Source organism: Thermostichus sp. OS-CIW-33 (assembly GCF_054059615.1).
The window spans coordinates 1-14,992 of sequence record NZ_JBSSCH010000018.1; the positions used below are offsets into that span (position 1 = coordinate 1).

Consider the following 14,992-nt stretch of genomic DNA (forward strand, 5'->3'; position numbering starts at 1 on the left):
CTTGGCTCATAAGTTCATTGTACTTCATCAAAGCGCATTCCTCCCGACACCGACCCTACGGGTACAGTGCGGGGCTCCTGCGATTTCTAGCTGAACCGAGCTTGGGGAAAGTGCCTGGGTGAACCCTCTCCCCCTCTCCGCAACTTTATAGGTACGGTCAGAGATTTCTGCTCCGCGCACGTTCTCCAGTCTACACCATCCCCCAACCCCCACAGGGTAGGGGCTTTTGTCTCTTGGTAGCGGGGATTTTGCCATCTTTTAAACCCGGAGATGAATCCGAAGCTGGGCCTGATACGTAACTTATTTGGCCTGTTCTCTGACCGAGGAGCTTTTTTCCATGTTGTTGATCGGTTTTTCCCTTCGGCCTCGTTCAATTTTCGAGGTTTTTTGCGGCTTTTGCCTGGTTGCTGTCTTGTTTCTCAGCGGTTAAGGAAGCTTTACAAATCTCACAACCCCACTTCTACCCATTGCTAACTTTGGCCCTGGGCACATTCACATTGCTCAGCCGCAGCCAGGACAATCTTTCGCCCAGGCCACAGGGCCGGTGGCCTTTGTCTTGAACATGTTGCCGAATCCAGGCAATCAGTCGGGGAATTTCCGACTGGAAGCCAACCTCACCCCTGAGCAAGTCTCCAGCTTTTTGGCCGGAGCTTACTACATCAACATTCACACGCAGGCCAACCCGCCGGGCGAGTTGCGAGCCCAGGTGGTTTTCCCTCGCTAAGGTTTGATCCAGTACCCCATCTGGGATCCCCGCAGGTGAGGGGATCCCTAATTTTTGCGGACGGATTGGCTGTTCTGTGAACTCCCCCACGGTCAGTCGGGCCGGCAGGACAGAGTTTCTGTGTAGCTCCTGGCCAGCAGCTTTCGGTAGTCCTGGAGCTGGCCTGCCAGTCCCCTTTACAGAGCGAGCTGTGGGCTTCACCTCTGGGCTAGCTGTGGAGCGCCAAGGGAATAACTACACAGGTTGTTGCCCACCTACAATGGCCCGACAGCGAATGTAGGGGCCGCCTGCATCCACCTTGGCCGGTTGACCCTTGCCGCAATGGCCGGATCCCAAATCCCACAGGAAGTCCCGCGAGACGGCATCTACCGATTGCAGCACCTCAAAAGCATTGCCGGTGATGGTGACACCGCGCAGCAACTCCGCCAGCTTGCCATCGCGAATGCGGTAGGCCCGCTCCACGCCAAACATAAACTCGCCGGTGGAGTCCGCCTGCCCGTTCCTGGCCCCATCCAGGAAGTAGCCATCGGGAGTGCTGGCGATGATTTCTTCTAGCGTTTGGGATCCGGGTTCAATGAAGGTGTTGCGCATGCGGATCAAAGGCTCATCGGCATATTCCCAGGCGCGGGCATTGCCGGTGGGCTCTACGCCAAAGTGGGCAGCAGTTTCGCGGTTGTGGAGATAGCTGACCAGAATGCCGTTTTGGATGATGGTGGTGCTTTGGGTAGGAACGCCCTCGTCGTCCACAGGAAGGGTTCCCCCTGCCCCTGGCATAAACTCCGAATGGCCGGAGTCTTTGAGAGTAACCAAGTCGCTGGCCACCCGCTGCCCCAGCTTGCCGGCAGCCACAGAACCCGCCAGGACAAAATCCGCCTCGACCGTGTGGCCAATGGCCTCGTGCACCAACAGCCCCACGATGGAAGGCGACAGAATAACCGTGGCCCATCCCCCTTCTGCGTAGCCTGCGGACAATAAATCAACCGCGGTAGCAGCCGCCTTTTCCGCCATCTGCAAGGGATGCGAGCGGAACAGGCAATCCCATCCCCCTGTTACCCCAATGGCCTCGGAGCCACTGCTGAGCTGGCCGGCAGCTTCGGCCACCGCCTGAACTCGCAGCTCGGGGCGTACCAGACGAAAGGCCACATCCGCCCCATCGGTGGTGACGATGGCTTTTTCCTCGTAAATCTCGTTGTAGGTGCAACTGGCGGAGCTAATTTGGCGGGAAGCCTGCCGGGCCTGCGCCTCGGTTTCCAGAGCCAACTGGATCTTCGCCTCCAGCGGTTTGTTCAACACCTCCTCCACACCGGGCTCGCAGAACTCCCCTTGGGCCAGCCGCACACTGGGCAGGGATCCCAGCTTTTGTTTGCGGTAGTCGGCACTGGCTTGAGCAGCACGGCGAGCCTCAGCGATGGCCTCCCGAATAGCAGCCGGCGAGGGATCCCCGGTGGCAGCAAAGCCCCAAGTGCCGGCCTCCAACACCCGCACCCCCACTCCGGAACGGCGACGAACCGCGGTGCGCTCAAGGCGGCCCTTCTCGGCAGTGATGCTGCGAAACACCTTGCTGTGGTAGCGCAGTTCCACAAAGCCAGAGCAATCCCGAAGAATGTCGCGCAGAAGGTCTCGCATAGCAACAGGGAGATGGGTGTAGTCCTCAGTCCAGCATAGCCCGATCCTGGAAAGTCGATGAGCTGCCACGCCGAGTGAAAGCCCCGATCCCGTTCGTGTCAGCAGTGCGGAACATTTTGGCCAGGCCCGCCGTTAGAGGACAAAGTTAACCAGCTTTTTCGGCACCACCACCACTTTTTTGGGCGTTGCCCCTTCCAGATATTTCTGCGCTGCCTCTGACCGAAGGGCCAACTGTTCCTGCTCCTCCGGCGTTACCTCGGCAGGGGCCTCAAACGAGCCGCGCAATTTGCCGTTCACCTGAATCACAATGGTCACCGTGTCGGCCACCAGCGCTGCCGGGTCATAGCTGGGCCAAGACTGCCGATGCACCGAGTCTGCGCCCCCCAGCGCCTGCCACAGCTCCTCCGCAATATGGGGGGCAAAGGGCGCCATCAGCAACACCAGCGTGCGGATCCCCTCTGCATAGACCGGCGAATCCAGGATCCCGGCCTCGCCCAGAGCATTGCTCAGCTTCATCAGCTCGGCAATGGCGGTGTTGAATTGATAATCGTTTTCCAGATCTTCGCTGACTTCCTTGATGGCGGTGTGGATGGCCCGGCGCAGATCTTTTTCCGCCTTGGTCAGGGATCCCACCTCGACCTTGGCCGGCAACAGCTCTGGGGCCCCGCTCTGCAAAGACTCCGTCCCGCTACCGCGAACGACAAACTCGTACACCTGCCGCCAGACGCGGTTGAGAAAGCGAAATTGCCCCTCCACATCGGCATCGTCCCACTCCAGATCCTTCTCCGGCGGGGCCTTGAAGAGGATAAACATGCGGGCCGTATCCGCCCCGTAGTGGGCCAGCACCTCCTCGGGATCCACGCCGTTGCCCTTGGACTTGGACATGGTAGCGTAGATAACTTGCAGGGGCTCGCCCGTTTCCGGATCCCGCGGGTCGTTGGGATCCTGCACCAGAGCTGCCGGGATCCAGCGATCCTTGCCGGACTTGTTGGGGTTATAGTAGGTGCGCCCTTGCACCATCCCCTGGGTGAGCAGACGCGAGAACGGCTCGTCAAAATCCAGCAGCCCCCGATCCCGCAACACCTTGGTAAAAAAGCGGGAGTAGAGCAGGTGCAGGATGGCGTGCTCAATGCCACCCACATACTGATCCACCGGCAGCCAGGCGTTCACCCGGTCTTTGCGGAAGATCTCTCGGTCGTTGCGGGCATCGCTGAAGCGCAGGAAGTACCACGACGAGCAGATGAAGGTGTCCATGGTATCGGTTTCCCGGCGAGCCTCCGCGCCACAGGTGGGGCACTTCACCTTCACCCAGTCCTCCAACTGGGCCAACGGGGATCCCCCTCGCCCCGTCAGCTCCACCTCCTCCGGCAAGAGCACCGGCAGATCCTCCTCCGGCACCGGCACAATGCCACAGTGGGGACAATGGATCACCGGGATGGGACAACCCCAATAGCGCTGCCGCGAGATCAGCCAATCCCGCAGGCGGTAGTTGATCTGCTTTTCCCCCAGCCCCTGGGCTTCCAGCCAGGCGATGGCTCTTTCCACACTTTGCCCTGGGCCTTTGCCCACCGGGATCCCGTCTAGGGGGCCAGAGTTGATCATCACCCCTTCCCCCGTCCAGGCAGCCTGCAGTTCTGAGGACTCCGTCCCGCTGGCGCGATCCGCTGAGGCCGGAGAACCCTCCGGCGGCTGCACCACCCGCTTGATGGGCAGGCCGAACTTGCGGGCAAACTCGAAATCCCGCTGGTCGTGGGCGGGCACGGCCATGATGGCCCCCGTACCGTAGCCCATCAGCACATAGTCGGCAATCCAGATGGGGATCCGCTCTTGGTTAACGGGGTTGATGGCGTAGGATCCCGTCCAAACCCCTGTCTTTTCCCGGTCTTCAGCGCTGCGCTCGATCTCGCTGCGGGCAGCGGCCTGGGCTTGATAGGCTCTGACGGCCTGCAGTTGCTCGGCAGTGGTGAGCTTGTCCACCAAGGGGTGCTCCGGCGACATCACCATGAAGGTGGCCCCCCAGAGGGTATCAGGCCGGGTGGTGAATACTGCCAGCTCGTCCCCTGCCTCGGTTTTGAAAATCACCTTGGCCCCCACCGATTGGCCGATCCAGTTCTCCTGCATGGTGCGCACCCGCTCCGGCCAGCCGGAGAGCTTTTCCAGATCCGCCAGCAGTTGGTCGGCATAGGCGGTGATTTTGAAAAACCACTGCTTGAGCATGCGCTTTTCCACCAGGGCGCCGGATCTCCAGGAACGCCCCTCCGCATCCACCTGCTCGTTGGCCAGCACCGTCTGATCCACCGGATCCCAGTTCACCGCCGCCTCTTTCTGGTAGGCCAAGCCCGCCTGCAAAAATTGCAGGAAGATCCACTGCGTCCACTTGTAGTAGTCCGGCGAACAACTGGTAATCTCCCGCTCCCAGTCGTAGGACAGGCCCAACCGCTGCAACTGATCCCGCATCTGGGCAATGTTTTGGTAGGTCCACTTGGCCGGCGGGATCCCCCGGTCGATGGCGGCATTCTCCGCCGGCAGGCCAAAGGCATCCCAGCCCATCGGGTGCAACACCGCGTATCCCTGCATTCGCTTGTAGCGGGCAATTACATCGGTGATGGTGTAATTGCGCACATGCCCCATGTGCAGGTTGCCGCTGGGGTAGGGGAACATAGACAGGGCATAAAATTTGCGGCTCCCGTCCTTCAGCTCTGGGGTGCGATCCAGCCCAATTTCACGCCAGTGGGCCTGCCACTTGCTCTCAATGGCCTGGGGATTGTAGCGCGCGTCCACGGTTCGATGCTCCTGGGAAAAAAGCGCATACGCTGGGAGATAGAAGCATTTTGACATACTCCCCACGCCAGTGCTCTCAAGCAAGGAACGGGATCCCTATTGGCGCTGACAAACCGACAAGCAGGGATCACAAGCAGAGATTCAGTAGGTTTCTTCGTGCCACCTGTCTGCTTTCTTCAGCTCCTTCTGGAACTTGCTCCAATCCTGACCGGCTTGTTCGGCCAAAGGCCCCATGACGTTGTTGATCCCGTCCTCCATCCCCTTGAGGCCGCAGATGTAGGTGTAGGTGTTGGGCTGTTGCAGCATCTCCCACAGCTCGGCGCCGTACTCGGCCATGCGGTTTTGCACGTACATTTTCTTGCCATCGGGGGTTTGTTGCTCGCGGCTGATGGCGTAATCGACGCGGAAGCGATCCCCGTACTGGGCTTTCCAGGCCTCCAGATCCCCGTGGTAGAGCAAGGTGGAGGTGGTGGGCACCCCAAAGAACAGCCAGATCTTGCCCTGATAGTTGGGATCCTCTTCAAACAGGTGCTTGATGAAGGCGCGAAAAGGGGCAATGCCGGTGCCGGTGGCGATCAAGATCAGGTTGGCGTTCTCATCTTCGGGCAGTAGGAAAGTTTTCCCCGATGGCCCCGTAATCATCACCTCATCGCCTGCCTTCAAATCGGTGAGGAAGCCGGAGCAGACCCCCACCCCCGGCTGGCCTGTCTCTCTATCGACATATTCAGCCCGCTTCACGCTCAAAGAGACGGTGCGCCCCTCGCCATCATCGCCAAAGCGGGTGGAAGCAATCGAGTAGAGGCGGGGCTTGTGGGGCTTGCCCTTGGCATCTTCGCCAGGAGGGATAATGCCAACGCTTTGCCCTTCTAGGTAGCGGTAGTTGGGATCCGGCAAGCTGAGCACAATGTGCTTAGTCAGTCCGGGTGCCCCTTCGCCGACAATGGAGTAGGTCTCCACACATTGGCCGATCAAGGGGGCGTTGGGACGATACAGATTGACGACAACCTCTCGCTTTTCTGCGCTGGCAACCATACCTGCGATCTGCTCCTGGCACTGGGAGGAAATGAGCTTACATATAGCAAAATAGCAAACACCACAGCAGCCCGGCTGCTCAAACGGAACTTGTCAGAGGAGAAGCAGACGACCTTCGCCAGCCCCCCAGGCCGTCCTGAGAGCGGCAACCCCGGAAAAATAATCCCGGCCAAGCTCATCGGCCAAAAATATGGATTTTTTGTTAAATTGTTGCTTGTGGTGCCCACAGCTCTGGCCTGCCAGCGGCTTGTGATGTAACGGCTTTATTTGGTATCATGCAAGACCGTAACAGTTGGTAACTTTCTAGAGCCTTTTTCTCAGTTTTGCCCTGCCCGTCCCCAAGGAGTTCCCATGGCAAGCAGTCCTGATCGTGTTGTGATGATTGGTGTCGCCGGAGATTCTGGCTGTGGCAAGTCCACCTTTTTACGCCGGCTGGGGGATCTATTTGGCCGGGATCTGATTACCACCATCTGTCTGGATGACTATCACTCCTTGGATCGCTACCAGCGCAAAGAGAAGGGCATCACGGCGCTGGATCCCCGCGCCAACAACTTCGACCTGATGTACGAGCAGGCCAAGGCGCTTAAGAACGGCCAAAGTGTGATGAAGCCCATCTACAACCACGAGACGGGGCTGATTGACCCACCGGAGCTGGTGGAGCCCAACCGCATCATCGTCCTGGAGGGGCTGCATCCCATGTATGACGAGCGGGTGCGCCAGCTGCTGGACTTCAAGGTGTACTTGGATCTGGCCCCAGAGATCAAGATTGCTTGGAAAGTGAAGCGGGACATGGCGGAGCGGGGCCACACCTACGAAGATGTGTTGCGCTCAATCGAGGCTCGCCGCCCGGACTTTGAAGCCTATGTCGATGTGCAGAAGCAGTACGCCGATGCCGTCATTGAGGTTTTGCCTACCCAGTTGTTGCCGGAGCTGGATCCAGAGCACAAAGTACTGCGGGTGCGGCTGATCCAGCGGGAAGGGGTGAAGTACTTCGACCATGTCTATCTCTTTGACGAAGGCTCCACCATCGATTGGATCCCCTGCGGCAAAAAGCTGACTTGTTCCTATCCAGGGATCCGCCTCCACTATGGCCCTTCCACCTACTTCGAGCACCCGGTTTCGATTCTGGAGATCGACGGCACCTTCGACAAGCTGGAAGAGGTCATCTACATCGAGAACCACCTGAGCAACTTGTCCACCCGCTACTATGGCGAGCTGACGGAACTGTTGCGCAAGCACCCGGAATACCCGGGATCCCGCAATGGCTCTGGTCTGATTCAGATCATCGTGGGCCTGAAGCTGCGCGCCCTCTACGAGCAAATTCGGGCAGAAGCCAAAGAGCTGGCGGTGGCTTCCTAGTGTTTGCCCCGCTTAGGGGATCCCTTCGGTAAAGTGTTGGTGCAGGTCGGCTGACCCAGCATAGGTCGGCAGTAGGGCTTCGGTGTATGCAGGGATTCCAGTTGGAGATCTTTCCGGAGGGCCCCGTCTTAATCCAACGGGCCATCGAGATTTGGCAAGGTCGGTCAGCCGCTGCCATTCGCGAGCGGGGACGCTTTACGGTGGCCTTGGCGGGAGGGAGCACCCCCAAGAAGCTGTATGCTGCCCTGGCCCAAACCCCAGGGATCCCTTGGCAACAAACCTGGCTGTTCTGGGGAGACGAGCGCTATGTTCCCCCGGATCACCCTGAAAGCAACTACCGCATGGTACGAGAAACCCTGCTGCAGCAGATCGGGATCCCGGCGGCTCAAGTTTTCCCTATGCCCACCCAAGCGAGGGATCCCCTTCGCGATGCTGCCGAATACGAGGCCACCCTGCGGCAGATTTTCGGTACAGAGTGCCCTTCTCTCGACCTGGTATGGCTGGGAGTGGGGGAAGATGGCCACACAGCTTCCTTGTTTCCCGACACAGCCGCTCTGCAGGTGCAGCACCGCTGGGTGACAGTGGGGCAAAAAGGGCAGGAGCCGCGCCTAACCTTGACCTATCCTGTTCTGAACCAAGCAGCCCAGGTGGTGTTCCTGGTAACCGGAGCGAACAAAGCCCCCATCGTGAAAGAGGCGCTGACCACCGAGGCCCACCTACCCTGCCAGCGCATAAACCCCAGAGGACGGCTGCTTTGGTTGCTGGATGCGGCGGCAGCAGCTCAACTGCCCCTGCCCTGTGTCCCGCTGCTCAGCTAAACAACAGGCGGGCTAACTGCCGATGGGATAGGATCCCCAGGCCCACCGCCCCCAAAATCATCCCAGCCCATTCCAGTGGCCACAGGTTTGATAGCCCCAGCGGCCAACGCACCAGGTTTCATGGGTCGAGAACCGGCGGGGCAGGGATCCCTCAGGGGTTGCCGGGCAAATTCTTCAGTACTGGAATCACCAGCTCTTGGACGGGCAGCGCTACGGGCTGGGCGGAGTCACTGCTCAGGGAGCTGGATGGCGCAGAAGGAGAAGAGCTGGGGATCTCGCCCATGGGCCGCAGTTGCCAGCGGATGATCTGCTCGCCGCGGTAAAAGGTGACCAACAACTGATCCCCTTGCGATTGAATTTGCCAGGTGCCATCACCGCTGGTTACCGAAATATGGCCGCCGGAAAAGGGTGCATCCAAGGCCGGCCCCGATTGGCTCCAGATACGCCCGCCACCCGTTTCCAAGATCAATTGCACCGTCGCCCCCTGCCCCTGGCCGCTCAAAATTTGGCCGGTTCCGCTCCAAACTCGGGTTTCCGTCTGAGCCACGGCGGGTTGCCCAAGCTGCAGAACCATGAGCAACAGCCCTGCCCAGCTCCAGTGATTTCGCAGCCTCCCTCTCCCATCAGGGAAGAAGGAAGAAGAGCGAGAGAAACAAGCCATTGCACTCACGTTGATACCACGCGCCGCGATAGGACTGAAACAGACGAAGAAGAAGGCGAAAAGGTGTCGCAGGAAGCAATCCCTTACACAGTTTTTTTCACAGCTCGCTGAAAGCCTTTGGGATCCCTCTGCGCTCTCTTGGCTCTGGGTTAAGCCTGCTGCTGGAATCCGCCCTCGGCTTGATCCCAATCTAGCAATCTCCATCCCCCCAGACAGGATGTAACCTGAGACTCTGGCTGCGGGGATCCCCAGCAACTGTTTCGTCAATGCGCAGAGTCAAGACCCAGAGTGCCTCCGCCGCAATCGTAAGCCTCACTACTTGAGAGAAAGGAAACGCTCCAGAGCTGCCACCATTGCCGGTGGCCAACGGCGGACGGTTTTCACCCATTCCAGGTCGGCGTAGCGGGGATCCAGCCCTTGCACAGCCACCCAATGACTTTCGGCCTCTCCTTGCCGACCCTGCACCCAAAGGATGGCACTGAGAGCAGCCCGCATATCTGGAAACTTCGGGTACTTGCGCACCAGAGCCCGCATCAAGCGCAGGGCAGCTTCTGTTTCGCCCACCTGGTAGAGGCTCAGAGCATAGTTGGCCTGAGCGAAGGCGTAGTCGGGAGCCAATTCTGTGGCGCGGCGGTAGTCGGCCAAGGCCTGTTGCCATTGGCCCAGCCCTGCTTCCGCATTGCCGCGGTTGTTGTAGGCTGCCGCATCGTTGGGATCCAACTGCAACACTCGTTCGTAGTCTGCAATTGCTTCCTGCCACCGCCCCAGCCCCTCCAGAGCAGTTCCTCGATTTAGATAGGGATCCGGCGCCTCAGGGGCCAAACGAATGGCCTCAGCGTAATCCTCCAGAGCTGCCTGCAGTTGGTGCTGGCTGACACGGGCATTGCCCCGGTTGCTCCACAGGGCTGGGTTGTCCGGCTGGATCTGCAACAGTTGAGTCCACAGGGCTTCCGCCTGGGCAAAATCTCCCCTCTGAGTTGCAGCAAAGGCTTCCTCAAACAGTCGATCGATCTGGCGATCCACCTTGTGGCTCGCCGCCGTTGCCACAACACCCAATCCAGGCCAGACAGGGATCCCCAACCAAAGCAGCAGCCCCAGCAACAGAGCCGAGAGGACATTGGAGACAGACTTCATGGCCGCCAAAACCACCTCAGATGGGGTGTTTCCACCTTAAGCCATCGCCACAGAAGGGGGTCTGATGGTTAGCGCGCCCTGGAGGACTCGAACCCCCGACATCCGGTTTTGGAGACCGACGTTCTACCAACTGAACTAAGGACGCATTGGCCAAAGGTTACACCCGCTTACCCAGTGTAGCAGGTACACCTAATTTTCAGAGGAGCTGTTCCTCAACTATCCGGGCTCTCTGCCTTAGCCTTGATGCGAGTGGCTTTGCCCACCCGATCCCGCAAATAGAACAGCTTGGCCCGGCGCACTTTACCTCGCCGCAGCACCTGAATCGACTCGATGCGCGGGGAGTGAATGAGGAAAACCCGCTCCACACCGATCCCTTGGAAAACCTTGCGCACCGTAATGGTGCGGTTGATACCGGAGTGGCGCATGGCAATGACCGTGCCCTCAAAGGCTTGTACCCGCTCCTTGCCCCCCTCTTGAATGCGAACTCCCACCCGTACCTGATCCCCAACCCGAATCTCCGGCAGATCCGGCTTCATCTGGGCAGCTTCAATGGAGCGGATGATCTCCTCAGCGTTGATGCGAACGTTCATGGCCTTCCCGCGCTACCGGCAGTTAACCATGGTAACAATCGTCGCTGTTTTTTGTACAGAGCTGGCCGACATAGAGCTCAAGAGGTGGGAGACTGTGTTTACGCTTCCCCCATTTTTCCAATAGGCTAGACAAAGATAAAGCTTTTGTTACAAACGGGAGACTTTTGTGATCCTGCACACCGATGAGCCCAAGACGGGATCCCTGTCTACTCCCAAGCTTGCAGAGCAGCCTCTGCCCCAGAGCAAACCCCGCCCCAAGAGATTTCCCTTCGGTTGGATGCTCTTGGGCTTGCTGTTGGCCGGCCTAGGGGGCAGCGGTCTCCTGATCCAGCGTCAGCTGCAGCAGCAGAGGGCAGAACGGCTGGAAAGATTGACGGTACCGGTTCAAGTGGTGGATCTGACCCAACGCCTGCGGGTGAGCGGCCAGGTGCAGCCGCTCCGCCAGGTGAATGTCAGCCCTCGCGAGTCGGGTCGCCTGGCGGAACTGTTGGTGGATCAGGGAGATGAAGTGGTGGCAGGGCAGTTATTGGCCCGGATGGACTACGGCGATCTCGCCAGTGGCATTCGCCAAGCCCAAGCCCGCATTCAAGAGCTGCAAGCCCGTCTAGCGGAGCAACAGGCCGGAGAGCGCCCCCAGGTGATCGCGGCGGCCCAGGCCAGGGTGGATGCTGCCCGGTCGCAGGTGGACTTGGCTCAGAGGGAGTTGGAGCGCATTCAGGCCCTGGTGCAGGCGGGGGTGATAGCCCGCAGCGAGCTGGATCAACGCTCGGCCCGCCTGGAACAAGCGCAAGCGGATTTGCGAGCTGCTCAACAGGAGTTGGAGCGATTGCAACTGGGGAGCCGCCCGGAAACCCTACAGCAAATTCAAGCCCAAATTGCCCAGGCACAAGCCGAGCTGGCCCAACGGCAATCCCGGTTGGCTGACACCGAAGTCCGCGCCCCCTTTTCCGGTGTGGTGGTGCAGCGCTTTGCCGAGGTGGGATCCTTTGTAGCTCCCACAACAGCAGCTTCCGATGCCACCGCAGCTTCTTCCAGTTCCATTTTGGCGCTGGCTCAGGGAATTGAGGTGCGGGCAGAAGTGCCAGAAGCCCAGATTGCCCAGGTGCGGGTGGGTCAGCCGGTGGAGATCCGCTCCCTGGCCTACCCCGACCGCCTGGTGCAGGGGCGGGTGAAGCGGATTGCACCCGCTACGGTGGTGGTGCGAGAGGTAACCGTCTTTCGGGTCTTCGTTGAACCGGAGCCTGGGGCCGACTTTTTGCGCACCGGCATGACTGTTTCGGTGGATTTCATTGGGGATCCCCAGCCTCAGGCTCTGACGGTGCCCTCAGTGGCTATCCTCCGGGAGGAAAGCCAGGAAGGCGTGCTCCTGCTGGATCCCCAAAGCCGGCAACCTGTCTATCGCCGCGTGGAAACGGGCATCACTCAGGGTGGAGTTACCCAAATCCTCTCTGGTCTGCAGGCAGGGGATCGGGTCTTTACTGCCCTGCCTCCTGGGGTGAACCTAGAGACTTTGATTAAAAGAGCGGAGCAACAGCCATGAGCCTGGCAACGGCGGCCAAAATGGCCTGGCAAATGGTGCGACGACATCGCCTGCGCACCGGGCTGAGCATGCTCGGGATCCTCATCGGCAATGCGGCGGTGGTGGCCATTGCCGGATTTGGCTATGCTGCCCAAGAGATGGCGGTGGATCAATTTCGCTCTCTGGGCACCAACTTGCTGATCGTCTTTTCGGCCAACTTGGGCCTGGTCGATGCCGGCAACATCCGCCCCCTCACTTTGGAGGATGTGCGAGCCATTGCTGCGGAAGTGCCTGCCGTGTCAGCAGCTGTCCCCAGCCTGGGCACCAATGTGCGCGCGGTGCGAGGTGGAGTGGATCGCCGCTACGAGGCCACCGGCACTTGGCCGGAGTACTTGTCGGTCTTGAACCTGGAGATCGAGGCAGGCCGCTTTCTCTTGCCCTCCGACATCGAGGAACAGCGCCCGGTGGTGGTGCTGGGCAGCGATGCCGCCAGCCAGTTGTTCGGCCTGGATCCCGCCGCTGCCATTGGGGAGACCGTCCTGCTGAACAACTTGCCCTTCGAGGTAATCGGCACTTTGCGCTCGAAGCCGACGGTGTTTGGCAACAGCGATGCCGGAGTGTTTCTGCCGGTGGATGTGGTGGCCAATCGGTTGGTCGGGCGGCGTTCCCCCTACGGCACAGAGCTGACGGCGATTTTCGTCTCGGCCCGCTCTGAAGCCGATCTGCCTGCTGCCGAGTTCCAAATCCGCAACCTGCTGCGCCAGCGGCACCAATTGGTGGGAGAAGATGACTTCATCATCCGCAACCAAAAGGTGCTCCTGGATGGGTCGGCCAGGATTTTGAGCCTGCTGCGGGTGCTGCTGACGGGCACGGCGGCCCTCTCCCTGCTGGTGGGAGGGGTGGGGATCATGAATGTGATGCTTATCTCGGTTGCGGAACGCACCCATGAAATCGGGCTGCGCAAGGCGATTGGGGCGGATAGCCGGCAGATTTTGCAGCAGTTTGCCGCCGAAGCGATTTTCATTGCCGTGACCGGGGGGGTGCTCGGGATCCTCCTCAGCAGCGGCCTGCTGGTGGCGGTGCAGGTGTTCACCCCCTTGGCCACCCAAGTCGATGGGGTGGCAGTGGGAGTGGCGTTCTCCCTGTCCACTGGGATTGGGCTAGTCTTCGGCATTTTCCCGGCCCGCAAAGCGGCGCAACTGGATCCCATTGAGGCCCTGCGGGCCTAGAGCTCGTATCCAAACAGGCGGGGATCCGCCGGCTGCCCATCGAGATCCGCCAGGCCATATTCTGCCCAGCGGCGATCCACCAAGCGGGCCACCTCCGGATCTGGAGCAAGGGGCTCCCGCCAGGGAGCATCGGTTTCCGGGGGGATCTTGGTGGTGGCATCAATGCCCATCTTGCCCCCCAGACCCCGTCTTTCGGTGGCAAAGTCCAAGGTGTCAAAGGGATTGTCCGGCAGAATAAACACATCCCGCTGCGGATCCACCCGCGAACACAGACACCACAGCACCTGCCGTGGATCCCGGACGTTGATGTCTTTGTCCACCACGATCACAAACTTGGTGTAGCTGAATTGGGGCAAAGCGCTCCAGAAGGCCAGGGCTGCCCGCCGCGCTTGGCCGGGGTAGGCTTTGTCGATGGAAAGAATAGCGGCCTTGTAGCCCAGCGCCTCCATCGGCAAGAAGAAATCCACGATCTCCGGCACCTGCTGCCTGAGGATGGGGGTGTAGATGCGGTTCAGGGCCAGCGCCATCATGTCGTTCTCTTTGGGGGGCTTGCCGCTGAAGGTGGTGAGGTAGATGGGATCCCGGCGGTGGGTCAAGCAGTGGAAGCGAATCAGAGGGGCCTGCTCGTTGCGGGGGCCATAGTAGCCGATGTGATCCCCGGCAGGCCCGTCGGGGGCCACTTCCCCAGGGGTGATGGTGCCCTCCAAAACGATCTCAGCATGAGCCGGCACCTGCAGATCCACCGTTTTGCACTGGGCCAGGTGCAACCCTTCTCCGGCGTAGAGACCGGCAAACAGCCACTCGGACAGATCCACCGGCAGAGGTGTGGCCGCCGCCAAAATCACCACCGGATCCACCCCCACCGCCACCGCCACCTCCAACTTTTGGCCCAGGGCCGCCGCTTTGCGCAGATGCCGAGTCGCCCCCCGCACCGACAGCCATTGCACCGTCATGGTGTTGCGGCTTTGCAACTGCAGGCGGTACACCCCCACGTTGGGGATCCCATTTTCCGGGTCTTTGGTGACCATCAGGCCCAAGGTCAGCACCCGTCCGGCATCGCCGGGGTAGACCCGCAACAGGGGCAACTGGGTGAGATCGACTTCCTCTCCCCGCAGCACCACCTGCTGACAGGGAGGAAGCAGATCCCGGCTGGGTTTAGCTTTGAGTACGCTAAACAGAGCTTGTCCCAACTCCACCGCCTGGGCAAAGCTCCGCGGTGGCCGCGGCTGGTAAAGCAGGGCCAGCTTTTTCCCCAGTTCCTCCAGATCCTGAGGCTGCTCCATTCCCAAAGCCCAGCAAATGCGCTCCACCGTGCCCAGGGTGTTGATGAGCAGCGGCATTGAGGATCCCTTCACCCGCTCGAACAGCAGCGCCGGCCCCCCGCAGGCCAAGAGGCGATCGGCAATCTCGGCAATTTCCAGATCCGGATCCACTTCTGCCGAAATGCGGCGGAGCTGACCACGGGATTCCAGCAGAGCAATAAAACGGCGTAGATCTCTGGGCATGAAAGGGAACCTAA

General features: G+C 60.1%; 12 protein-coding genes and 1 tRNA gene. 5 read left to right on the forward strand and 8 right to left on the reverse strand.

Going from position 1 to position 14,992, the window contains the following annotated elements; all coding sequences use genetic code 11:
• Nucleotides 1-466: 466 nt before the first annotated feature.
• Nucleotides 467-724, forward strand: coding sequence for a CHRD domain-containing protein (locus ACVWZG_RS11380; RefSeq protein WP_414357840.1), 258 nt, complete (start codon nt 467-469; stop codon nt 722-724).
• Between the two features lie 234 nt (nt 725-958).
• On the opposite strand, the gene ACVWZG_RS11385 is transcribed toward ACVWZG_RS11380, so the two are convergent.
• From ACVWZG_RS11385 to ACVWZG_RS11395, 3 genes are all read right to left on the reverse strand, one after another.
• Nucleotides 959-2,350 carry a TldD/PmbA family protein gene (locus ACVWZG_RS11385; RefSeq protein ID WP_457407116.1) on the reverse strand — a complete coding sequence of 464 codons (1,392 nt, stop codon included), beginning with the start codon at nt 2,348-2,350 and terminating at the stop codon, nt 959-961.
• 132 nt (nt 2,351-2,482) lie between these two features.
• Complete coding sequence (leuS, locus tag ACVWZG_RS11390; RefSeq protein WP_457407118.1) at nt 2,483-5,131, reverse strand: leucine--tRNA ligase; 2,649 nt, start codon at nt 5,129-5,131, stop codon at nt 2,483-2,485.
• 141 nt (nt 5,132-5,272) lie between these two features.
• Nucleotides 5,273-6,163 (reverse strand): ferredoxin--NADP(+) reductase, encoded by an 891-nt coding sequence (locus ACVWZG_RS11395; RefSeq protein WP_414418557.1) that lies wholly within the window; start codon nt 6,161-6,163, stop codon nt 5,273-5,275.
• Between the two features lie 351 nt (nt 6,164-6,514).
• Between ACVWZG_RS11395 and ACVWZG_RS11400 the strand changes: the two genes are divergently transcribed.
• Both ACVWZG_RS11400 and pgl read left to right on the forward strand, forming a co-directional pair.
• Complete coding sequence (locus tag ACVWZG_RS11400; RefSeq protein WP_414351832.1) at nt 6,515-7,522, forward strand: phosphoribulokinase; 1,008 nt, start codon at nt 6,515-6,517, stop codon at nt 7,520-7,522.
• An 86-nt stretch (nt 7,523-7,608) separates the two neighbouring features.
• Nucleotides 7,609-8,340 carry a 6-phosphogluconolactonase gene (pgl, locus tag ACVWZG_RS11405; protein ID WP_457407120.1) on the forward strand — a complete coding sequence of 244 codons (732 nt, stop codon included), beginning with the start codon at nt 7,609-7,611 and terminating at the stop codon, nt 8,338-8,340.
• A gap of 151 nt (nt 8,341-8,491) precedes the next feature.
• On the opposite strand, the gene ACVWZG_RS11410 is transcribed toward pgl, so the two are convergent.
• From ACVWZG_RS11410 to rplS, 4 genes are all read right to left on the reverse strand, one after another.
• Entirely contained in the window at nt 8,492-8,914 is a 423-nt protein-coding gene (locus ACVWZG_RS11410) for a hypothetical protein (RefSeq protein ID WP_414344534.1), read from the reverse strand.
• Nucleotides 8,915-9,316: 402 nt separating this feature from the next.
• The gene (locus tag ACVWZG_RS11415; RefSeq protein ID WP_457407121.1) at nt 9,317-10,135 is read right to left on the reverse strand and encodes a tetratricopeptide repeat protein; all 819 of its coding nucleotides are present in this window, start codon (nt 10,133-10,135) and stop codon (nt 9,317-9,319) included.
• Nucleotides 10,136-10,207: 72 nt separating this feature from the next.
• Nucleotides 10,208-10,280: transfer RNA gene (locus ACVWZG_RS11420), tRNA-Trp, on the reverse strand.
• A 67-nt stretch (nt 10,281-10,347) separates the two neighbouring features.
• On the reverse strand, nt 10,348-10,725 hold the full coding sequence (gene rplS / locus ACVWZG_RS11425) for a 50S ribosomal protein L19 (protein WP_011434427.1): 378 nt from the start codon (nt 10,723-10,725) through the stop codon (nt 10,348-10,350).
• 166 nt (nt 10,726-10,891) lie between these two features.
• Here rplS and ACVWZG_RS11430 point away from each other — a divergent pair, with 166 nt between their 5' ends.
• Together ACVWZG_RS11430 and ACVWZG_RS11435 are read left to right on the forward strand one after the other, a co-directional pair.
• Complete coding sequence (locus ACVWZG_RS11430) at nt 10,892-12,265, forward strand: efflux RND transporter periplasmic adaptor subunit (RefSeq protein ID WP_457407122.1); 1,374 nt, start codon at nt 10,892-10,894, stop codon at nt 12,263-12,265.
• Entirely contained in the window at nt 12,262-13,473 is a 1,212-nt protein-coding gene (locus ACVWZG_RS11435; RefSeq protein ID WP_414424043.1) for an ABC transporter permease, read from the forward strand. The genes ACVWZG_RS11430 and ACVWZG_RS11435 overlap by 4 nt, the downstream gene beginning before the upstream one ends.
• Here the strand turns inward: ACVWZG_RS11435 and ACVWZG_RS11440 are convergent.
• Nucleotides 13,470-14,978, reverse strand: coding sequence for a UbiD family decarboxylase (locus ACVWZG_RS11440; RefSeq protein ID WP_457407123.1), 1,509 nt, complete (start codon nt 14,976-14,978; stop codon nt 13,470-13,472). The genes ACVWZG_RS11435 and ACVWZG_RS11440 overlap by 4 nt on opposite strands.
• Between the last annotated feature and the right edge of the window lie 14 nt (nt 14,979-14,992).